The 21,730-nt window shown below is 55.2% G+C and carries 15 protein-coding genes; 3 read left to right on the top strand and 12 right to left on the bottom strand.

Annotation, left to right across the window (positions count from 1 at the left end):
• Positions 1-154: 154 nt before the first annotated feature.
• A complete protein-coding gene (locus tag QPL95_RS15515; protein WP_063744308.1) occupies positions 155-928 on the bottom strand; it encodes a copper resistance protein B in 774 nt (257 codons plus the stop codon).
• An 11-nt stretch (positions 929-939) separates the two neighbouring features.
• Entirely contained in the window at positions 940-2,778 is a 1,839-nt protein-coding gene (locus QPL95_RS15510) for a copper resistance system multicopper oxidase (RefSeq protein ID WP_303291926.1), read from the bottom strand.
• Between the two features lie 234 nt (positions 2,779-3,012).
• Here QPL95_RS15510 and QPL95_RS15505 point away from each other — a divergent pair, with 234 nt between their 5' ends.
• Positions 3,013-3,684, top strand: coding sequence for a response regulator transcription factor (locus tag QPL95_RS15505; protein ID WP_303291890.1), 672 nt, complete (start codon positions 3,013-3,015; stop codon positions 3,682-3,684).
• On the top strand, positions 3,644-5,032 hold the full coding sequence (locus QPL95_RS15500) for an ATP-binding protein (protein ID WP_227497845.1): 1,389 nt from the start codon (positions 3,644-3,646) through the stop codon (positions 5,030-5,032). The genes QPL95_RS15505 and QPL95_RS15500 overlap by 41 nt, the downstream gene beginning before the upstream one ends.
• Positions 5,033-5,084: 52 nt before the next feature.
• On the opposite strand, the gene QPL95_RS15495 is transcribed toward QPL95_RS15500, so the two are convergent.
• The 9 genes from QPL95_RS15495 to QPL95_RS15455 all read right to left on the bottom strand — a co-directional run bounded on the left by QPL95_RS15495 (position 5,085) and on the right by QPL95_RS15455 (position 17,562).
• Entirely contained in the window at positions 5,085-8,282 is a 3,198-nt protein-coding gene (locus QPL95_RS15495) for an efflux RND transporter permease subunit (RefSeq protein ID WP_303291889.1), read from the bottom strand.
• 14 nt (positions 8,283-8,296) lie between these two features.
• Complete coding sequence (locus tag QPL95_RS15490; protein ID WP_199456066.1) at positions 8,297-9,505, bottom strand: efflux RND transporter periplasmic adaptor subunit; 1,209 nt, start codon at positions 9,503-9,505, stop codon at positions 8,297-8,299.
• Positions 9,506-9,526: 21 nt separating this feature from the next.
• Positions 9,527-10,666, bottom strand: coding sequence for a TolC family protein (locus QPL95_RS15485; RefSeq protein ID WP_303291888.1), 1,140 nt, complete (start codon positions 10,664-10,666; stop codon positions 9,527-9,529).
• Positions 10,667-10,951: 285 nt separating this feature from the next.
• Positions 10,952-11,308, bottom strand: a complete 357-nt coding sequence (locus QPL95_RS15480) for a P-II family nitrogen regulator (RefSeq protein ID WP_303291887.1) — start codon at positions 11,306-11,308, stop codon at positions 10,952-10,954.
• A gap of 17 nt (positions 11,309-11,325) precedes the next feature.
• Positions 11,326-14,433, bottom strand: coding sequence for an efflux RND transporter permease subunit (locus tag QPL95_RS15475; protein WP_288944191.1), 3,108 nt, complete (start codon positions 14,431-14,433; stop codon positions 11,326-11,328).
• A 14-nt stretch (positions 14,434-14,447) separates the two neighbouring features.
• Positions 14,448-15,632 (bottom strand): efflux RND transporter periplasmic adaptor subunit, encoded by a 1,185-nt coding sequence (locus QPL95_RS15470; protein WP_303291886.1) that lies wholly within the window; start codon positions 15,630-15,632, stop codon positions 14,448-14,450.
• 49 nt (positions 15,633-15,681) lie between these two features.
• The gene (locus QPL95_RS15465) at positions 15,682-16,308 is read right to left on the bottom strand and encodes a TolC family protein (protein WP_303291885.1); all 627 of its coding nucleotides are present in this window, start codon (positions 16,306-16,308) and stop codon (positions 15,682-15,684) included.
• Between the two features lie 19 nt (positions 16,309-16,327).
• Positions 16,328-16,549, bottom strand: a complete 222-nt coding sequence (locus QPL95_RS15460) for a hypothetical protein (protein WP_303291884.1) — start codon at positions 16,547-16,549, stop codon at positions 16,328-16,330.
• Positions 16,550-16,833: 284 nt separating this feature from the next.
• Positions 16,834-17,562, bottom strand: a complete 729-nt coding sequence (locus QPL95_RS15455; RefSeq protein WP_303291883.1) for a TorF family putative porin — start codon at positions 17,560-17,562, stop codon at positions 16,834-16,836.
• Between the two features lie 280 nt (positions 17,563-17,842).
• Here QPL95_RS15455 and QPL95_RS15450 point away from each other — a divergent pair, with 280 nt between their 5' ends.
• Positions 17,843-18,928: an OprO/OprP family phosphate-selective porin gene (locus tag QPL95_RS15450; protein WP_303291882.1), complete on the top strand. Its 1,086-nt coding sequence runs from the start codon at positions 17,843-17,845 to the stop codon at positions 18,926-18,928.
• 410 nt (positions 18,929-19,338) lie between these two features.
• On the opposite strand, the gene QPL95_RS15445 is transcribed toward QPL95_RS15450, so the two are convergent.
• Positions 19,339-21,480: a TonB-dependent receptor gene (locus QPL95_RS15445; protein ID WP_303291881.1), complete on the bottom strand. Its 2,142-nt coding sequence runs from the start codon at positions 21,478-21,480 to the stop codon at positions 19,339-19,341.
• Positions 21,481-21,730 lie beyond the last annotated feature (250 nt).

Genomic DNA, 21,730 nt, shown 5'->3' with positions numbered 1-21,730 from the left:
TCATGATCTGATACAACGGCCGGGCCTTAGTCCGGCCGTTTGTCATTGAGCCGAACATGCGGAAGGTCGGCAATGATTTTGACGAAATCCTCCAAATGAGGACACTAGCTGACCCACGCAAAGGGGCCAGCCTTTTCTACTGGGCATTATCGTACTAAAACCACCACCGGACGCCCGCCACGAAGCTGGAGGACTCGACGTCTTCCCCCTCGCGCTCACGAAGGTCCTCTGTGTTGCCCAGAAAGCGGGTGTAAGAAACACCCACGTAGGGCGCAAACTCCCTCGAAAAGTGGTATCTCAGACGGAGCCCCAGGCCCACATTATTGATGCCACTACCGACGCCCCACTCCTCAACATCGCTGAAGGCAACGAGCGTTTCGCCGCGGCCCTGCAAAATGAGCCTTTGGGTCAGCAGCCAGTCGTACTCGGCTTCAAGATCGTATGACACGTCACCGTCGTCGGTGACTCGGAGATTTGTGTCTACCTCAAACCAGTAGGGGGCAAGTCCCTGCAATCCAACAATGGCCGAATAGCGCTCCTTATTAGGGCTGGGGCCAAACGTTGTCTGGGCACCCAATCCTGTCTGTATATCCCAGAAGCGATCGAAGCGATAGCTGTACTGCACATCAAAATTTTCGATGTCGCCGCTGTCGCTGGATAGATCAGTCTCACCTTCCGTTTCGACCCAGAGCCGATTGCGATCTTTACCAATCCAGGCCTGGGCGTCCCACAGGGCCAATTCGTTGTCGCCGTCACGCTGGTATTCCATCCGGTCAAACAGAACCTGGCCAAACACCTGGTTGTCGTGTATCGGCAGCGTCCAGTCCGGTTCGGCCTGAACGCCAGTACCGGCGGCGCCGGCTCCCGAGGCAAGCGTTAAGGCTGAGGCACCCACAACCCACTTGATGCGATTCATCATAATGTTCATCCCCTATCCCGTTAAACGACCGACACGACACGAAACATGCCTGCGTCCATGTGGTACAGAAGGTGGCAATGGAAAGCCCAGTCACCCGGTGCATCCGCTGTGATCAGCGCGGATACACGCTCGCCGGGTTTGACGGAAATCGTGTGTTTGCGTGGACGATATTCACCTGCACCGGTTTCCAGTTCCATCCACATGCCATGCAGGTGAATGGGGTGATCCATCATCGAGTCGTTGACGAGGATCAATCGCAGGCGCTCGCCATGGTAGAACTTGACCGGGCCATCGACTTCAGAGAACTTTTTGCCGTCGAACGACCACATGTAACGTTCCATATTGCCGGTAAGGTGCAGTTCCACCTCGCGTTCGGCCGGGCGCTTGTCGGGCCAGCCCTCAATGCTCTGCAACTGGGAATAAGTCAGCACCCGATGGTTGGCTGTTTCAAAGCCTACACCAGGGTCATCCAGACGCGATTGCGGGCTGGAAGCCACCATGGCCGCCCCGGGACCGTGATTATCAGGGCCATGGGATATCGGCCGACCCGCCGTCGGGACCTCATTCATCGTTGCTTTGTCCGAGCTCATCTTGTTCATTCCCGAGTCGGCGCCATTCATCATCATTTGGCCATGGGCTTTGTCGTTGCTGCCTGACATCATTTCCATCTTGCCACCCATGTCCATGCCGCTGTCCATGTTCATATCGCCGTCCTTGCCCATGGCGCCCATGCTCATCGCGCCCATGCCCATGGCGGCCATACCGCGCTCGGTTCGCGGATACATGGGCGGTACTGGCGCCTCCATTCCCTTGCGGGTGGCTAACGTTCCGCGCACATACCCCGACCGATCCTGTGACTGGGCAAACACGGTGTGAGCCGTGTCGGTTGGCTGTACAATCACGTCGTAGGTTTCCGCCACGCCAATGCGGAATTCATCCGTTTCAACGGGTTGCACTGGTTGGCCGTCAGCGGAAATAACCGTCATCGGGAGGCCCGGGACACGGACATCAAAGTAGGTCATCGCCGAGGCATTGATGAATCTCAGGCGAATTTTCTCGCCGGGACGGAACAGCCCGGTCCAGTTACTGGCAGAAGGCGATCCGTTCATCAGGTAGGTATATTCAGAAGCGGTTACATCCAGAATATCCCGGGGGCTCATTCGCATTCTGCCCCACATGCCGGCTTTGCTCCACGCAGCATCCCAACCCATAGTTTCGACATCCTTGAAGAAGTCGCCAACGGTGCGCTGGTTGTAGTTGTAATAGCCTTCAAACACTTTGAGGTTGCGGAAGACATCGGCGGGAGAATCGAAGGTCCAGTCGGAGAGAACCACAATGTATTCGCGGTCATAGCTGACTGGCTCGGGCTCAGCCGGATCTATAATGATCGGTCCATAGTGGCCTAGCTGTTCCTGAAGGCCAGAGTGGCTGTGGTACCAGTAGGTGCCATGCTGTTCGACCGGGAAACGGTACTCAAACGTTTCGCCGGGCATGATGCCGGGAAAGCTGACGCCAGGAACGCCATCCATCTGGTACGGCAGAATCAGACCGTGCCAGTGAATGGATGTTGCCTCCGGTAGCGTATTGGTGACACGCAAGATTGCCTCGCGCCCCTGTTTGAGGCGCACCAGAGGCGCTGGCAGAGTGCCGTTGATGGTGATGGGCTGTTCCGAGACTGTGCCCCCTATCTTGAGAGGTGTTCTCGCGACGGTCAGGTCGTAGATGTCAGCGCCATTACGCACGGTGTGAAATGCGTTCGTGTTGTCCAGTTGTCCTCTAGCATAGGCCGGCAACAAGCTGTCGAAACCGGCAAGAAGTCCCATTGTGGCAGCTCCTTGGATAAGGCGCCGCCTGGACATACCTGCATAGAAATGTCTATCGCTCATAGGTTGCTCCTAAAACCATGTATATATAGCTTCTTGCGTTCGTGACTCGATTATTGATGCTACCCGGTGTAACTGAAATCAAACTGAAAAGTCGACCGGTAACCCCCCATTTTTAACGGGTTGCTGTTTTTCTGGGGAGTTGCCGTTACTGGTACAATCCATGGCAGACTGGCGAAACTTTCCCACCACGAAAAACGGCGCTTACAAATGAAAATTCTGATTGTTGAGGACAATGCGGTACTTGCCAAAAGAATATCGGACTGGCTTGCGCAGGCGCACTACACAGTCGATATCGCCAAAACCGGCAAAGAAGCGGACTCGTTGATTGAAACAAGCTCCTACCAGGCCGTTATTCTCGATATCGGACTGCCCGATGAAAATGGACTGTCTTTAATGCAAAGATGGAGAAAAAACGGGAAAAAAGAGGCCATCCTTATTCTGACCGCACGCTCCAACTGGACTGAGAGAGTAGAAGGGTTGAACGCGGGTGCCGACGATTACCTTCCCAAACCGTTTGAGTTTGATGAACTGAAAGCCCGGCTCAATGCAATTATCCGAAGGAAGGATGGCAGAACAACAGATCAAATCAGCGTCGACGGATTTCGTCTCAACGCCAGCTACCGAACGCTGACCACGCCCGACCAGAAAGAGTTCAGACTGACAGCCACTGAATTCCGCCTTTTGCAGTGTTTCCTGCGTTCACCAGACAGGGTATTTTCACAGGATGAACTGGTTGAAACCCTCTACAACATTGAAAGATGTCCCACCAGGAATGTTGTTCAGGTCTATATAGCCAGGCTCAGAAAAATAATAGGGGGCAATAAAATCAAGACTTTGCGTGGCCAGGGCTACCTCTTCGAAAAAGATCCTACTGGCTGAACGCCCGAACGAACCAGGTCAACATATGCCAGCTCCAAAGAGTATCCGAAGAACAGCCATTCAGTATGGGGCTGTTTTCAGCCTCGTCTATTTCACCCTGATATTCTTTTCACATGCCTACGTGATAAAACAACTATCGGACGAGTCCAGGAAACAACACCTGAGTAAAGAGCTGGAAAACTTTCAGGCAATCATTGAAGCCGAGTCCCCGACAACTGACGACCTCAGGAACATGATCCATCAGTTTGAAATGCTTCTGGGGCATGCCATCATCATCGAAACGGCAGGCGGGAGCGTCCTGACGAGCAACAACTTTGACCTGAGCCAAATGCAGGGCGTTGTGGATAAGCCCGAGGGTTTTATTCACATAGCGCAGGGCGCGAACACGCTTTTTGGGCTTAGACGTACGTTCACTGCTACTGGAAAGCTGGCCTCAATCACCGTTCTTGAAACCGAGGGGGCGCTCTCTGAACGACCGCTGAAGGCCCACCTGACATTGCTCGGTGCCTCGGCCGTTCTTCTGGCGATACTGCTGGCACTGATTGGAACCACCACACATCTGACGTTAAAGCCCATCAGTAGGATAAAAGAGGACCTGAGACGGCTCCAATCCGGGAAACAAAGTCGCCTGAACCCTCACGTGCCGGAAGAGTTTCGTCCGCTGATCCGGCAGCTCAATGATTTGCTCGAGCTGTCAAACCGGCGGCTGGACCGCCACCGCCGCCTGAATTCCGATCTCTCTCACCTGGTCAAAACCTCTATTTCTGCCAATCTTGCCATTTTGTCGGATATCGATACCTTGCCTCCGTCCCGGGAGGATGTTGTGTTTATGGCCTCTAACTTGCGGGAGCTTGACAAATCCCTGAAATACCGGATGAGCAAAGCAGACATATCAGGCAGACAGATGGGACGGACGTGCATGCCGGTTGAAATCACGGCAAGTGTCATCACCGTTATGGAAAAAATCTTCCCTGACACGGTTTTTCGCCTCCACACCAACTTACCTGAAAACTTCAGCTGGCCAATGGAGCGACAGGATCTTTCAGAGCTACTTGGCAATTTACTCGAAAATGGCGGGAAGTGGTGCCAGACAACCGTCGACGTTACAATCGCCCGCACGTCATCAGGACTCTCCATAGAAGTAGCGGACGATGGCCCCGGAATTTCTCCCGAGGCAGCAGCCACTGTCATGAACAGGGGTACCAGGCTGGATGAAACGGTCGCCGGTTTTGGGCTCGGATTGTCCATCGTGTCCGAGATTGTCGAAGACAACCTCGGACAGATGAACATGGGTACCTCAAAAAACGGAGGAGCCAGCATTGTCATTCTACTGCCACTTCCGGATTAGAAAACCTCCAGAAAGGCAACCGTCGATGACGCAGCGCGGCTTCTCCCATTTTTTACCGTTGGATATCACTCACCTTGGCTCTTGAAAAGCGACCGAACAGAACCGGCAAAACAAAGAGTGTCAGGAAAGTTGCAGTCACGAGACCACCAACAATCACGCTGGCCAGTGGCTTCTGGATTTCCGCTCCCACGCCCGTCGACAACAGCATCGGTATCAAGCCGAGCGCCGAGGTTATTGCTGTCATCAAGACAGGACGTAAACGGGAGACGGCACCTTCAAACACCGCGGTATCCACGTTCAACCCATCCTGTATTCGCTGATTGATGCTTTCGACCATAACGACCCCGTTAAGCACCGCCACACCAAACAGTGTGATAAATCCAACGGAACTGGGCACTGAAAGATACTGGCCGGAGACCCAGAGCGAAAAGACACCACCAATTACGGCAAGCGGCACGTTGACCAGAATCAACAGCGCTTGACCAACCGAACTGAAAGCGAAGTAGAGCAACAGCGCAATCAGCCCCAGAGATACAGGTACCACAATGGTCAATCGTTTCTGAGCTCGCTGCTGGTTTTCGAACTGACCACCAATATCCACCGAATAGCCGGGGGGAAGGTTCACTTCTGACGCGATGGTATCCTGAATATCGGCAACCACACTGCCCATGTCACGACCCTGCACATTGGACTGAATGACCACACGGCGCTGAACGTCGTCGCGGCGCACCTGGGGCGGGCCGGACTCAATAGACACATCGGCCACATCACCGAGTCTCACCCAGGCTCCGGAAGGCGCCTGCAACCTGAGATCAGCAATGGCATCCCGGTCTTCCCGGAAACGTTTGGCCAGGCGCACATAGATATCGTACCGCTCATTTCCGTTGATGATCTGGCCCGCGGCGGCACCACCCAGTCCGTCCCGGACGACACTCATCACATCAGACACGGCGAGTCCGTACCGGGAAAGTGCCTGACGGTCTGGCTGAACCACCAACTGCGCTTCACCGGCAATCTGCTCCATGGCCACGTCCCGGGTTCCCTGAACTGTTCGGACCGCCGCTTCGATCTGCTGGCCTTTCTCCGCCAGCACCTTGAGATCCGGGCCAAAGAGTTTGATGGCCAACTGCGCGCGGACACCTGACAACAGTTCATCAACCCGGGTCGCGATAGGCTGAGAAAAGTTAAACAGTAGCCCCGGGTGCTGTTCGAGCTTCTCCTCAAACAGGGCCTGCAATGCATAGCGGTTACTGGCGCTGGTCCACTCGGCTGTTGGCTTAAGGCCGATATAGATCTCGATGTTGTTCACAGGCTCCGGATCGCCGCCTATTTCCGCCCGCCCCGCCCGGGACAGCGCGTAGGTCACTTCTGGAAATTCCATCAGCATGGCTTCCAGTTTTGGCGCCACTTCAAGCGCCGTATCAAGGCTTGATGAAGGGGCCAGGGTCACCCGGAGGTTAATCGTTCCCTCTTCCAGTTCAGGCACGAACTCCGTGCCGAGTCGTGGCACAACCAGCGCCGCCAGCACAACAAGAACAGCCGCCGCGCCAACAACCACGCGGCTATGCTTCAGTGACCAGGCAAGCCCCATGCGATAGAGCTTTTCCAGGGGTTTTAGAATGAAGCTTTCCCGCTCCCGGATACCCTTACGGAACATGTATGACGCCAGCGCGGGTACAACCACCAGAGCGACGATCACCGCCGACACGATAGCCAGCATGATGCTGATTGCCATTGGCTGGAACAGCTTGGCTTCCACACCTTCAAAGCTGAACAGAGGCATGAAAACGACCAGGATAATCGCCGTCGCGAAAAAAATCGGCCGTGCCACTTCCCGGCCGGCTTCCTGGAGACGAAGGGCAATGCCATGATCATCGTGTGACGCGTCCAATGGATCGGGGTCATCTCCAGCCAACTCATCCCGATGGGCGTCATGCTTAGCATCAGGATGGGTCAGATGCTTGAACATGTTCTCAACCATAACAACAGAGCCATCCACCAGCATGCCGATTGCCACAGCAATACCGCCCAGAGACATCAGGTTGGCCGAGAGACCGAACCAGGCCATGATCATCAGGGCAATCCCGATGGAAATCGGTATTGAAAGCAGCACCAGCGTTGTTGCCCGCAGATTCATCAGGAACAGGGCAAGCACGATCGCAATAAACACAAAAGCCAACAGAAGCGCATTGGTCACCGTCTCTACGGCCTTGGTCACCAGATCCGCCTGGTTGTAATAGGGCTCAAAACGAACCCCACTCGGAAGCGCCTGATTTATGCGATCAATGCGGGCCTCGATGCCGTCGATGGTGGCTTTTGTGTTGGCCCCCATTCGTTTGAGTACAATGCCAGAAACCACTTCACCCAGTTGTTCAACCTGACCGGCTTCATCCTTCCGGGTCATGGTTACCGCACCCTGGCGAATTTCAGTGCCCAGCGTCACCTGAGCGACGTCGCTCACGGTCACCGTAATGCCATCACTGGTTTTCACGGGTACTTGTCGGATCTGCTCCAGGCCCTCCTCGCCATTACCCAGCCAGCCCATACCGCGAATAACCAACTGCTCCTGCCCGCGGCCCATATACCAGCCCCCAACATTGGAGTTGTTGTTCTCCAGGGCTTCCATGACATCGTTCTGTGATAAGTCATAGGACAGCATTCGCGCCGGGTTCAGGTTAACCTGGTACTGGCGGACCTCTCCGCCAAACGACAGGATTTCCGTAACCCCTTCAGCCGGTATCAGCAACAGTTTGACCAGCCAGTCGTGCAAGCTGCGCAATTCCATTGCGTCGTACCCCGAATCCGGGTCCGCTATCAGCAAGTACTGGTAGACCTGGCCAAGACCGGACGTATTCGGCCCCATTTCAGGCACCCCGACCCCGTCCGGAATCAGCTCCCGCGCGGCCTGCAACCGCTCGAAAACCAGTTGGCGCGCGAAATAGATATCCGTGCCCTCTTTAAAGACCACGGTGACACCAGACAACCCGGTTTTGGAGATGGACCGAACCTCCTCAACATCCGGCAACGCATACATCACCGCTTCAATGGGATAGGTGATCAGCTGCTCGACTTCCTCAGCCGCAAGTCCGGGCGCCTCTGTATTAACAGCGACCTGGACGTTTGTAACGTCGGGGAAAGCATCAAGATTCAGTTTTGGTATCTGAAACGCGGCCGTGGCGATAAGCACTGCAAGCGCAATAAGAACCAACAGGCGGTTCTGAACCGCCCAGTCGACAACTCGGTTGAACATAATGGCTCCCGGAATCAGTGGTTGTGCGGATCAAAGCCGCCTTTGGCAATCTCAGAGGCCACAAAAAATGCGCCCCGCAAAACGACTCGTTGGCCCGCAGCCAGGCCGGAAACCTCACGGAGCCCGCCAATTGAGCGGCCCAGTTCCACTTCCACGGGTTCATACTCGCCTTCGGCCTCTTCCACATAGACCGTCCAGTCGCCGTCCGCGCCACGCATCAATGCAGTCTCCGGCACGGCAAGCACCGGCTCGCTGGTCTTAAAACGAAAATACACATCTGCGAACATTCCTGGATGAAAACGATCTTCAGGATTGTCCAGCTCCAGCCTGACAATCCGCGTGCGGGTCACAGGATCAATGGTGTGGGCTTCCTGGGACACCGTTGCCACGCCCACACGACCCGCTGCCCTGACTTCGGCTTCCGCGCCCTTCTCTAGAACAATGTCGGAGCTTGCTGGCAGATGGGCTTCTACCCAAAGCTCACTCTCATCAGCAAGAGTCACCAGCGGCTGGCCAGCCTCAACTCTTTGTCCTTGCTCAAACTCATCGGTCAGTACTGCACCATCCACGCGAGCCCTGAGCATGTATTCACCGAGACTATCCACCCCGCTGGCCTTCAACGCACCAATGTCATCATCGTTCAGCCCGTAAGCAAGCAGAGTCGCCCTTGCTGCTTCAATGTTGGCTTTCGCTGTATTGAACCGCTGATCGCCAACCACGGAACGACCCAGCCCGCTGATTCGCTTCCATTCAGGAAAAGCTTTCCTGTAATCCGCCTGCGCCTGTGCCACCGTCTCACTGAACAGGGTTACCAGCGGCTGGCCCTTGGTTACGTGCTCACCCAGTTCCACGTGACGCCGCAGCACCACTGAGGCAACCCGGGGGGACACGTGATAGCTGGTATAGCCGTTGGTCAGCAGCTCACCGGGAGCGTAGATTTCATAGTCAACGTGCTTGCTTTCGAGGGTTGCTACTTCAATGCCGGCGAGCTCTTTCTGTTTGGCATTGATGCTTGCGGTAGTTGCTTTTTCCTCTTCATGCTCACCTTCTTCACCATGATCTTCCTTATGCTCGCCCTTCTCACCGGTGACTTCCTGATGATCGTCGCCACTGGCAGCATGATCATGACCGGCTTCCTGATGAGCATCTTCCTCTGCCTGTACAAAAGAAAGTGGGGCTGTAAGCAACGTCAATGCGAATACAGAAATCAGAGTTTTTTTCATAATGAATATCCAGTTTCCAGACTAGTATTGGAAGAGGGTGATCAGTTCGCCAGACTGGCTCAAGAGCTCAATCAGGCCCAACTGCGCCTGCTTTTCCAGTTCAATACCGGTTTTCAGGCTCTCCGCGCGCTGGCCCAGCGCCTGGAGATACTCAGAGGTGGAGAGGTCGCCGACCTGCCACTGCTTCTCAAGCAAATCGGCACTTCGCTGTACACGCCCCTGGGAGAGTTCTGTCCATCGGCTGAGTTGGGTGTCGTATTGCTTCCAGGCAGCTCGGGCGCCCGCCAGACCATACTGCTGCTTCCGATAAAGTGCCTGAAACCGAGCCTCGGCCTCTAATGATCGTCGGTTGGCAGCCTGGATTTCGGCACGGTAGTTATTACGGACATTCAGAGGGATCGAGAACGTCAGGCCAACCAGGTTCTCACCGCCATCACGCCCTCCGCTCAGCCCGACCGTGGGAGATGCCGCCGCTCTGCGACTGACCACCTCGGCTTCGCTCCGCAGCACCTGCCACCTCGCGCGGGCGGCAACAATTGACGGATGAGCCAGCAAATTGTCGTTATCGACCCTGGAAGCAAGAGCCGGCCAAATGTGCCCGGGGATCCCCCCATCCTGAGGCCGCCAATCCGGCAGAAGCTCTCTGACCCGGGCTTGCGCCTGATCAACCGCAGCCTTTGCCTGGGCGAGTTCACTGAGCTGCTGAGAAAGGCTTAAAAAAAGCAGCTCTGCATCGGTACGACCCAGGTCGCCCGCCTGCTGGCGTTGCTCAACCTGCTCCAGCAAGGCATCCAGACGGTGTTGCTGGGATTCCGCAATTTCTTCGGCACGCGTCGCCGCGCGCCACTCGACAAGCGCAAACAGCGACTCGGACGTTTGTGCCAAAACCGCCTCGTTCAAATCAGCTTCAGCGGAAAGCCTGATCAGCTTTGCCTTGTCCTTTAGCGCACCCTGTTGATCAGACCAATCGATCGTTTGTGATAGCCCTGCCTCAAAGTTGTTTTCACTGCCCGTTCTGTCTGCTCCAACAGACAGCTCCGGGTTATACAGCGGTTGTTCGCTTGCCTCTGCATCCGCATCCCGGGCTGCCGCCTGCTCTGTCGCCGCCATGACATCTGGATGCTTGCTTATCTGGCCAGTGAGCCAATTTGTCCAATTCACAGTCTCCGCTTGACCGAACAGAGGAATGAACAGTAGTAGTGAACACAGCATCGCCCTGGGCGAGTGCTTGCTTGCCTTCATCGACTTTCTCCCGAAGGGGTTGTTAGCCACAATTCATGGGGGCGAGACGCCCATGACAAGGTAGGTAGAGGTGGAGATAGTAAGTGAAAAGGTTGAAATGAACTTGAATTTGGAAGGCATTAGCTCAGGGAACTTGAAAGTGCTCCTCAATAAGGGCGGGGAGAAGCGGCATCGCGACTCATGGCCACGATGCCGCCATCCAATCTAGGAAAAGCGCTGGTTTGATGCCGGTTGAAGTGCGCTCTCGTCGGTCGCACCATCGTCGATACGAACAGCCCGAACCAGGCGGGATACAAGTACCTTGCCGTCACCCGGGTGCCCATTCTGGGTTCTGCCCGTTCTGACAATGAGTTCCACAACTTCACCAGCGACATCATCGGTCGCTACGTCTATTTCCAGCTTGACCATCTTCACTTTCTCCAGAGGCGACTCATCGCCGACCAGATGACCAAATTCGCTGAGAGACACGACAGCAATGCTTGTCACGCCCTTGACTCTGGCCAGAGCATCAACCACATGCCCTGCCATCACTTCTCTGACATACGCTTTTATTTCATACATAAACCGTCTCCTGACTATCAGACTGAAACGTCACGACGTTCAGATGCAAACCACTGGTACACACTGGGCAACACCACCAGCGTCAGCAGCGTTGAAGTGATCAGACCGCCAACCACAACCGTTGCCAGTGGCCGTTGGACATTAGAGCCAATGCCATCGGCCAGCAGCAGGGGAATCAGCCCCAGAATAGCCACAGAGGCGGTCATCAGAACCGGCCGCAAACGGCGTTGAGCACCCAGCTTGACTGCTTCAATGACTTCGTAGCCTTCGTCCCGCAACTGGTTGATGTAACTCACCATCACCACGCCGTTAAGTACGGCCACACCAAACACCGCGATGAATCCCACGGCAGCGGGCACAGAGAGGTAAAGCCCCGTCACAAACAGCGCGACAATGCCACCGGTAATCGCAAAGGGCACATTCATGAAGATCAGCACCGCATAGCGCAGACTACTGAATGCCGAGAAAAGAAGCAGGAAAATAAGCGCCAGGGTAATGGGCACAACGATCGCAAGCCGAGCCATGGCCCTTTCCTGGTTCTCAAACTGACCGCCGAACTCCACGAAATACCCCGGCGGCATGTCCACTTGCTCCTCGATCCGCTTGCGCAAATCCTGAACAACACCGCCCATATCGCGACCACGTACGTTCATCTGCACGTACTGTCGCCGACTGGCATTGGAGCGCGAAATTTTCTTGGGGCCAGCGTACATTTCAACATCGGCCACCCGTGAAAGCGGGATGAGCTCGCCACTATTACCCCGGAGGGGAAGCTTTCTGATTTCATCGATGGACCCGCGATAGGACTCTTGCAGCCGGGCGAAGATCTCAAATCGCCGGACACCGTCGAAGACCAGCCCCGCGCCTTTACCGCCAATCCCGGTTTCGACCGTACTCATCAGGTTATCAATGCTGATGCCAAACTGCGCCAGCACTTCACGGTCGGGGCGAATAACGATCTGTTTTTTACCTGCGCTCTGCTGAGCGCGCACATCCGTTGCCCCCGGCACATCATTCGCCAGGGCCGCCACTTCCTTGCCGATCCGGCCCAACTCGTCGAGGTCGTCGCCGAAAATGCTGGCAACCAGTTGCGCCTGAACGCCTGAGAGGAGTTCGTCGGTTCTGAGCTGAATCGGTTGTGACAGATTGTTGGCAAGCCCGGGAACCCGCTCATCCAAAGACTCCGCAATCCGGCTCTGAAGGTCCTCATAGCTCACATCTTCTCGCCACTGATCCAGAGGCTTCAGATTGACGAGCGTCGCGACAACGTTCACGGGTTCAGGATCACCGCCCACCTCGGCACGACCGATCCTGGCATAGGTGCCGGTGACCTCTGGAAATTCATCGACAACGGACTGAATCCGTTTGCCATACTTGATGGCGGATTCAAGACTGGCTCCAGGAGGCAGTGTCGAGCGAATCTGGAACGTGCCTTCCCTGAGCGTGGGCACGAACTCGCTCCCGAGATAGGGAAACAGCAGGAGACTGCCGGCAAAGGCAATGACGGCCACGCCCATTACAATTTTAGGGGCTTTGACGACAGTATTCACCACCGGCTTGTATAGCCGGTTCAGGAACAGAACCAGCTTCGGCTCTTTGTGTTGTCCACCCATCTTGAATGACAGCGAGGCCAGAACCGGCACCAACGTCAACGCGAGTAACAGCGCACCGATCAACGCAAAACTGATGGTGTAGGCCATGGGCGAAAACAGCTTGCCCTCAACGCCCTGCAGCGTAAACAGCGGCAGAAAAACGATAATAATGATGCCAATGGCAAACACAATCGGACGAGCCACTTCCCGGGCAGATTCACCTACAAGCCTCAGAACACTGACCTTTTCCTCTGATCGTTCTTCCAGATGTCGGAAGATGTTCTCTATCATCACAACGGCGCCGTCCACCATCATACCGATGCCGATAGCCAGCCCCCCCAGACTCATCAGATTGGCGGACAGGCCCGAAATCCGCATCGCAATGAATGCGAAAAGCACAGACAACGGCAAGGTCGCCACCACGATCAGTGTGGAACGTATATTTCCGAGGAACAGATAGAGGAACACCAGCACCAGAACCGAGCCCTCAAGTAATGCTTTCTCGACAGTGCCTATGGCCTTGCCCACCAACTCCGCCTGGGAGTAATAAGCCTCTATTTTCAGCCCTTCGGGAAGTGACTTGTTCAGATCATCGATTTTTGCGTTGACGTCCTCGAGTACCTGACTGGTGTTGGTTCCGATCAGCTTCATCACGTAGCCGCCCACGGACTCCTCGCCCGAGGACACCTCCGCGCCGCGGCGAATTGCCGGTCCAAGGCTAACCTCTGCCACATCCCTGACATAGATAGGAGACTCTCCCTCACTCTTGGACACAATGATGTTCTGGATGTCCTCGATGCCCTCGGTACCTGAATTAACCCAACCGTAGCCGCGAACTATATACTCTTCACCTCCTCGCGTAATGAAAGAGGCGCCGACGTTCCGATTATTCTGGGTGAGGGCGCCGCGAACGTCAGACACTGTCAGGTTCCTTGCCTGAAGCTTCTGCGCATCGATATTGACCTGATACTGTTTTACCTCGCCGCCGATGGACAGCACACCGGTTACACCCGGAACGGTTCTGAGCTGGGGCTTGACAATCCAGTCCTGGATCGTGCGGATTTCCTGCAGGCTGTATTGATCCTTATCCTCAGCTTCCAGGGAATACATCAGGATGCGCCCAAGACCGCTCGCTATGGGCCCGAGTTCCGGCTGCCCCATCCCTTCGGGAATCTGGCGCTTGGCCTCGGAAAGCCGTTCGTTTACCAGCCGCCTGGCGAAGTAGATATCGGTGCCATCTTCGAAATAGATGGTCACCCGCGACAACCCGAAAATCGACGTGCTCTGCACTTTTTCCAGCTTGGGAATTCCATACATGCTGATCTCAACGGGATAGGAGATCAGCGTTTCGATATCAACCGGCGACAGACCAGGACTGGTGGTAAACACCTGAACCATGGTCGGCGTCGCGTCCGGAAACGCATCCACCGGCAGTTTTTGAAATGAAAATACGCCGGCAACGATCACGGCGATAGCAAAAACAAGCGTCATCAGACGATTGTTCAGCGCATAATTCACAATTGCGTTGATCATGCTCCCCCCGGGGTTTAGTGTCCGTGAGCGGCGCTGCGGCCACTGGCGGTAATGGCCGACATCAGATCAAAAGCGCCTACTGAAACCACTTCCGTGTTTGCGCTAATGCCGGACTTGATCTCGATCCAGTCGTTTGCCTCCTTGCCAAGCGTGACGGGAACCGCCTTGTAAGCCCCTTTCTCATCGCCCGGAACAAACACAACGGAGTCATCGCCAATGGTTTGAACCGCATCATCCGGAACCAGCGGCAGTGAGGCCTCCGATTCCGTCATGATTCTGGCCGTGGCATAGGTATTCGGGCGAAGGTCGCCTCTGGGAGACTCCAGCACAACGCGAACCGGGATGGTGCGGGTCTTTTCATCGAGCATGCTCGACACCCAGGATACCTGCCCACTGTGAAACCGGTCAGAACTTGAATCCCTGGAGGAAATCTGAACCTCGTCTCCCGTTGAAATCTGGTCAATATCGGATTCGGACACCTGAAGAATGGCCCACAACACCGAGGCATCCGCCACGATGAAAGGCGTATCCGACGGACTCAGCGTTTGCCCCAGACGAACATGCATCTGCTCGACACGCCCCTCAATGGGTGAGCGGAGCGCGTATTGCGCCAGCCCCCCACTGTCACCTGACGACTCGCTGCCGTAAACCGCCAGTTGTTCCCGCACGGAATCGTACTCCGCTTTTGTTTCAAGAAAGGCAGCCTTGGCATCCAGGAACTCTTCTTCACTGGAAATACCCTGTCCCTGCAACTCCCTTTCACGATTGTAGTCAGACTCGGCCGCTTCTTTGCGGGCCTCCAGCGAGATTAACCGGGAGCGAATCCGGGCCAGCTCCACACTGTTCAGGGTTGCCAGTAACTGCCCCTTATTGACACGATCCCCCAGATCAACCGCCAACCCTGTCAGTTTTCCCTCCAGCAGCGGACCAACCTCGGCCACGCGGTCCGGCACATACTGAATCTCGGCAGGTGCCGTAACAATTGCGCCAGCGCGCCCCTTGGCAGCCGCCACAGTCTGAATCGACAGTAACTCTGTCTGCTCCGGCGTCAGATGGATCTGGCGGGACTGGTTTTCCTCTCCGGCATGCTCGGCTTCTTCATTTCCGTGCTGGTCACCCTCGGCTTCTCCGGCAGCGTATACCTGCTGCAAGCTCAGAATGCTGACAACAATTAAAAATATCTTCAGATTGCGAATCATTCATTCACCCTCAATATATAGAGAACGGTCAATTTCGAGTTTTATACCCTCAGGAACCGGCTGACATCGACAGAGCACCTCCCGTGCTTATCTCCAGCGCCCGGACGGCATCGATATAATCATTCTGCACCTGAACGTATTCCTGCCTTACCGACAGGAGATTGTCCTGTGCCGCCAGAACATCCGAGGCACCGACCTTGCCCGCCCGTAGTGCTTTCTGCATCAGCTGCAACGTTTCCTCGGAACGCTCCAGGATCGACTCGTTCATCTGGCGCAGCCGAACGGCGGTGGATTCATACCGGGTCACAGCCGACACAACCTGACGCTCTGTAGCCAGGCGCAAGGCCTCTGCCTCAAGCTCGGAGGTTTTCAGCCGCGCAGCAGCTTGTCTCTGCTCACCGGAATAATCATGAAAAACGGTCAAAGGCATCGACACCCCTGCACCGAAAAGGTTGGAGCCTTCCTCACGATCATAAAATCCGAAGACTTTCAGATTTGGAATCGTCAGGCTTTTCGCAACTTCAAGGCCAGATTCATCCGCTGCAATTCTGGCGGCCGCCGCTTTCAGGTCCGCTCTCTGGCTCTGTGCCATCTCGACGAGCTGGCTGGTCGGAGGCAGGTCTTCGAGCGTCACATCAAGCTCGCCGGTCACCCCAACGGCATCGGAGGGGGACACCCCGAGCACTTCGGTAAGGTCAATTTTTGATTGCTCGAGCTTTTGTTCCGCCGAGGCTTTTTGATTCCGGGCTATTCTCAAAAGCCATCACCATGGCCTCGTTCAGGGAAACAGCCTGGCTGGCTTTGGCCTGCTGATATTCTTTCAGCGACACTCTCTCTTTTGCCTGGGCCGACACCATAGGAGAGACGGCCAAGGCTCCCGGAACTATCATCGCGCACAACAACAATCGTTTGTTCATTCAGTATCATCCTGGCTGTTTGACTGAGGTCAGTGAGTCAGCATTTTTGCGTGGGATTCCGGAGCAACCCTACAGACACATCTTTAATACAGTTTGAAATTCAGACATCGGACAAGAAGTGAGTTTTGGCGGCAGGGGGCAGAGGTAAGGGCGAGGATGTCGAGTCACCCGGCGTCAAGGCAGGCGCACGATGGGTGGGTCTGTGCAATATAAACAAAAAACCGGCCCAAACGACGGGCCGGTTTCTTAGTTAAAATGTGAATTGGGTGTGATCGCTGGTCCGATCAGAAACTCTTGCTCCAACCCAGCCAGAACTTCGGGTCATCCGAGTTGACAGAGCCAAGCTCGTCGGTTGACTCAATGTCCGCGTACTCCACGTTAACACTGAAAGAACCGAAGTTTCCCGCATCCTTTGTAACGTTGGCGGCGACGTGTGAATAACTTGCCTCGCCGACAGAAGCCTTGCCGTCATCAGCGAAGTCGTAATAGCCAAGCGTCACACCGGCACTGTAGCTGTCCTCCAGAGGCACCCCAACAGAGGCGTAGTAATAGGCATCCCCCTGCACGAACACCCCATCACCACTGGTGTCGCTGTTGATCGTGTAGGCCAGGCCGATGGCCGCAATGCCATAACTGATCTCGCCGTACAGTTCGCCGAAGTCGATGGAGTCCGGCGCGTCAGGATACGCATAATAAATGTACCCAACGTCATAACCCAGTTCTTCCACAGAGCCGGAGAATCCGGCATAAAGGTCAAGCTCATAGCTGGTGCCGTCACCAAAATCGACATTGGAACCCCAACCACCGGCGTAGAAGCCCGACGCATGCTCATAATCCAACCCTCCCTGGACAGCCGCAGCCCCGTCTGTCTGGGTGACGCCCCGGAACAGATAGTTGCTGCTGGCGCTCACATTTGAGCTGACGTCAGCGCTAACAATGGCGGGCGCAGCCTGAAGTGCTGCAAGCAAAGTGATACTGATAAATCCGGATTTGGTGAAAAACTGCTTCTTCATAATGGATGCCTTCGGTTGGGTTTCATTGCTCCAAATATGATTTAGCAAAAGTCTTGCCACATCTTATTTATTCTTTTTTATCATTATTATAGAGACAAATCGGCACATTCTGAGCTTGCCCCCGAAAAACGACCCAACACCTAGCGCCCCAGAACCTGTCACCGGCCCGGACCAGCGCCCTGTTTTGATGCATTCTCTGTAACCATTCTGTAATCTTTGCCAAATAGACTTTAATAGCGCTTCAACACACACAAGCAAACCGAAAAAGGTGAGACAGATCATGAGCAAGAAATATTTGGGCTTGGCTTTGGCGATTTCTGCCGCTTCTGCTGCACAGGCCGGAAACGTTACGACCAGCGGCGAAGACCTTGTGATCGATACCGACAGCGGTATCAAAGTGAAAGTGTCGGATAACTCTGCGTCTTTTCAGCTCGGCGGGCGCATTCAGTGGGATTACGACGCCACGCAGTCTGACGACAACGGTGTTGACACTACCGATTTCGATGTGCGCCGGGCACGCCTCTACGCCAAGGGCCACTTTGGCGACTGGGCGTACAAGACCCAGTTCAACGTCGCTGAAAGTGATGGCGCCGACGGCGGTACTGCTGAAGACCTGTACATTCGTTACATGGGATTTGGCTCAGCTGCAACCGTGACTATCGGTAAACAGAAAGAGCCATTCGGCCTGGAAGAATTAACGAGCTCAAAAGACATCTCAGCGCTTGAGCGATCTGCCATGACCGAGCGTTATGCCCCCGGTCGCAGCGGTGGCATCCAGCTCAGCGGCAAGGGCAGCAACTGGACCTACGGTATCGGCTATTTCGAGGCAGACGGCAATGGCAGCGACGACTTCAATAACACGGCAGTAACCGCACGGGGCACGGTTGCACCGATTCAAACGAACAATATGGTTGTTCATCTTGGTGCGGGTTATACCACGCGTGATGCCGACACTCAGGCCGATGAGGTCGATACGTTTAATCTGGAGCTCGCCGGCGCTTCCGGGCCCTTCCATGCCCAGGCCGAATATTTCGATTCCGAGGAAGGCCAGGTGGATGTTGATGGCTATTACGTACAGCTTGGCTGGATCATCACCGGCGAAAGCCGTCCTTACAAAGCTGGAGCATTCAAGCGGGTAAAACCGGCATCACCCAAAGGGGCCTGGGAAGTTGTTGCCCGCTTTGAGGATGGTGACGGAAAATACAGTGATGTGGGGCTGGCCACGACCGACGGCGAGCAGACAACACTGGGCGTTAACTATTACGCCAACAAGAATGTTCGACTTGGAATGAGCTACATGGATGGCGAAGAAGCCAATGGCACTAGTGGAGATGAAGTGCGTGCAAGGTTGCAATATGCATTTTGAACGCATGGGAGGGGGCTTGGTTGAGCTCACCACTTGATAGGGCACTGGTACGGGAAACATTGCGATCAAAAACAATCGGAAAATTCAGTTAGAGTTCAGTTTAGCTTGATATAGTTCTTGCGAGTTAATGAAGTACTCAGGTTTTTAGGGCAGATATTCATCTGCCCATTTTTTTGTCTGCCCCGCTCTGAATAGAGTTCATCTGAAGTTTCTGGGTACATAGCTATCTGGCAATAATCAATTCCTGAAAAAGGGGCGCACCGACGCGCACGTGGAGTCGTCTGGCAGTCTGTCGGGATTAGGTTGTTAGGTCTCTCATAGCCAGAAAACCCCGGCTGGAAACCGGGGCTATGACAGAGAGGGAATGCAAAGGCGAACTCGCCGCCGATCAGTTGGCCTTGGGTTGTTGATCAGAAATTAACGCTGATCCCCAGCGAAGCGGTACGTGGCATGTTTGGCCTGGCGCCATCGGGCAAACGTGAGACAATTTGCTGTTCATCGAACAGGTTGTCCACTTTCAGGAAGACATCGGCACTGGCGGTCAGTGCGTAGCGGCTGATGAAATCGACCAGGAACAGGGACTCGGTCTCGTCCAGTTTCGTGGCGGTGTTGTTGCATCCCGCGCTGACACACATCTCATCGACGTAGGTGGCCACAAGGTAGTTGTCCCAGCCACTCGGGTGTTCCATGCCTGTCCGGAAGCTCATCTGGTTTTCAGGTACGTCCTTGAGCTGCTCGCCTTTTTTCAGGCCCGAAGCGGCATTGTCCTTGCTGATTTCCGCCTGGGTAAAGGTGTAGGTAAGGCTGACCGGAAGGTAGAACTCGCCTGCCCGGGTGCCGGTCTGGAGCTGGAACTCAACACCGGAAATTTCAGCCTCGCCGGTTACAAAGCTGCCAGAGGTGGCGCCATTGCTGCACGGCGAGCCCACGGAACAGTTTTCGGCCTTGTTGGAGAAGTCGCTGTAGAAGCCGATCATTTCCGCGAAGAACGCATTGCCAAAGTACCGGAGGCCGGCCTCCCAGTTCTTGCTGGTTTCCGGATCTTCGTTTGCCCTGGCACCACCTCCGAGAGGGGAGAAACCCCGGTGCACACCGCCCAGAACCTGCCAGCTTTGGGTCAGGTCGTAGGTAAAGGAAGCGCCGGGCAGGAGTTCAGCGCTGTCATTGGCGCGGGTGCTGTCGATGGTTGTGCGGCCGGGATCCGCGTATTGGGTGCGACTGGTCTGCACATCTTCGTAGCGCAGGGCCAGATTAATGCTGAGCTTGTCCGTCGCCTGCCATTTGTCGAGTGCCCAGAAGCTCAGGGCTTCGCCGGTCTCGAAGCGGTTGTTGCTGCCCGTTGGGGCCACGCTGTTCTGGAACACCAGGGAGCCATTGACCTGGTCGTACACATCCACCGGCTGGAAGCGATCCATTTCATCTTCGTGGGCGCGGGCGCCGAAGTCGAATTCGTGGTTGCCAATGTTTACATCGAAGTTTGTCTGCACGCCCTGGGAGACGTACTCTCTGGCGTTGTTCTTGTAATTCAGGCCGCTGGTGTCAACGGTACCGTCGAGAATACCCTGGGCATTGGCGTCACCGGCGTTTGCCTGGTCGATGATGTTTCCGGCGCCACTGAGCTTGTACCAATTGCGTTTGAAGTCGTTGCGATAGAGGGTTGTGGTGCTGCTTACATTGTCGCTCCACTCGAACTGATGAGTCAGGCTGACACCGGAGTGAGTATTATCCATCTGGTCGGGACTGGAAAGCCCGTAGCGCCGGTTGGGGTCCTGGTTGAAGTCCGCATCCGTCAGTCCGACATAGGTCGAGTTGGAGGTTTCCTCGGAATACTGCAGCTTGGCGGTCACGCTCTGGCGATCACCCTGCCAGCGTAGCTTGCCGACATAATCACTGATGTCGAAGCCACTGTTGCGGTTACTTCGGTCAATGTCCTTGAAGCCTTGCGCTGAGCGCTGGACCGTTTCAAACAGGTAACCCCAGTCACCGTTCGTGTCGCCATAGGTTGCATGAACGTCGGTGGAGCCGCGCTCGTTGGTGACGGCTTCGACGTAGCCCTTCTGCTCGTCGGGAATGGGTGTGGAAATCAGGTTGATCACGCCGCCGGTGGTTTGCGGACCATAGCGCAGCAGCGGGGCACCCTTGAGTACTTCCAGCGAGGACATGCGCTTGAACGTCGGGAAATAATAGGCGGCCGGATTGGAGTAGGGCGCCGGGGCGATCAGAACGCCATCTTCCATCAGTGTGACGTTGCTGCTGCGCTCGGCGGTGGCACCGCGAATGCCAATGTTAGGGCGCAGGCCCTGACCTTCCTCTTCCCGTACATACACGCCCGGGACGGTTTTCAATACCTGGTTGATGTCGGCCTCAACCTCGGTTTTCAACTGCTGATCGCCAACTACATAGCCTGACCCCGGCAGAGTTTGGGCTGCAGACGCATCGCCAATGATTTCCAGGGCGTCAAGGGTCTGGGGCTGGTCATCGCCAGCGGCAGAGCCCATGGCTGGGGCCAGGCTGATCGCCACAGCCAGTGATAGTTGGGAAGGTCTAAACATACGGTTGTTCTCCGTTATCATTTAAGTTTCTGGGTACAAGTGATAATCATTGGCATTATGTTGCGAAACTTTATGGCTTTGTAACTATTAAGTCAATTGCTAATCCTTATGGGTCGGAAACGTGTCTACAGGCTGAAAACCGTCAACTCCCGCTTTTCCTTTATCGACCGAGAGGATTGTTCAGATAGCTTGCGGGTATGCCGATGCTAATGACGTCAACACCCTGCGCCATGGCCCGGTGTTCAAGCCG

The sequence above is a fragment of the Marinobacter sp. SS5-14b genome (assembly GCF_030541005.1).
GTDB lineage: Bacteria > Pseudomonadota > Gammaproteobacteria > Pseudomonadales > Oleiphilaceae > Marinobacter.
The sequence above is the reverse complement of the archived record's forward strand: the minus strand, read 5'-3'. Positions and strand labels throughout refer to the sequence as shown.

Coding starts and splice junctions, on each gene's coding strand:
- QPL95_RS15490 (WP_199456066.1), bottom strand. CDS start 9,505: ATGAAAAAAACTCTGATTTCTGTATTCGCATTGACGTTGCTTACAGCC.
- QPL95_RS15505 (WP_303291890.1), top strand. CDS start 3,013: ATGAAAATTCTGATTGTTGAGGACAATGCGGTACTTGCCAAAAGAATA.
- QPL95_RS15455 (WP_303291883.1), bottom strand. CDS start 17,562: ATGAAGAAGCAGTTTTTCACCAAATCCGGATTTATCAGTATCACTTTG.
- QPL95_RS15475 (WP_288944191.1), bottom strand. CDS start 14,433: ATGATCAACGCAATTGTGAATTATGCGCTGAACAATCGTCTGATGACG.
- QPL95_RS15450 (WP_303291882.1), top strand. CDS start 17,843: ATGAGCAAGAAATATTTGGGCTTGGCTTTGGCGATTTCTGCCGCTTCT.
- QPL95_RS15445 (WP_303291881.1), bottom strand. CDS start 21,480: ATGTTTAGACCTTCCCAACTATCACTGGCTGTGGCGATCAGCCTGGCC.
- QPL95_RS15510 (WP_303291926.1), bottom strand. CDS start 2,778: ATGTCCAGGCGGCGCCTTATCCAAGGAGCTGCCACAATGGGACTTCTT.
- QPL95_RS15515 (WP_063744308.1), bottom strand. CDS start 928: ATGAACATTATGATGAATCGCATCAAGTGGGTTGTGGGTGCCTCAGCC.
- QPL95_RS15460 (WP_303291884.1), bottom strand. CDS start 16,549: ATGAACAAACGATTGTTGTTGTGCGCGATGATAGTTCCGGGAGCCTTG.
- QPL95_RS15495 (WP_303291889.1), bottom strand. CDS start 8,282: ATGTTCAACCGAGTTGTCGACTGGGCGGTTCAGAACCGCCTGTTGGTT.
- QPL95_RS15470 (WP_303291886.1), bottom strand. CDS start 15,632: ATGATTCGCAATCTGAAGATATTTTTAATTGTTGTCAGCATTCTGAGC.
- QPL95_RS15480 (WP_303291887.1), bottom strand. CDS start 11,308: ATGTATGAAATAAAAGCGTATGTCAGAGAAGTGATGGCAGGGCATGTG.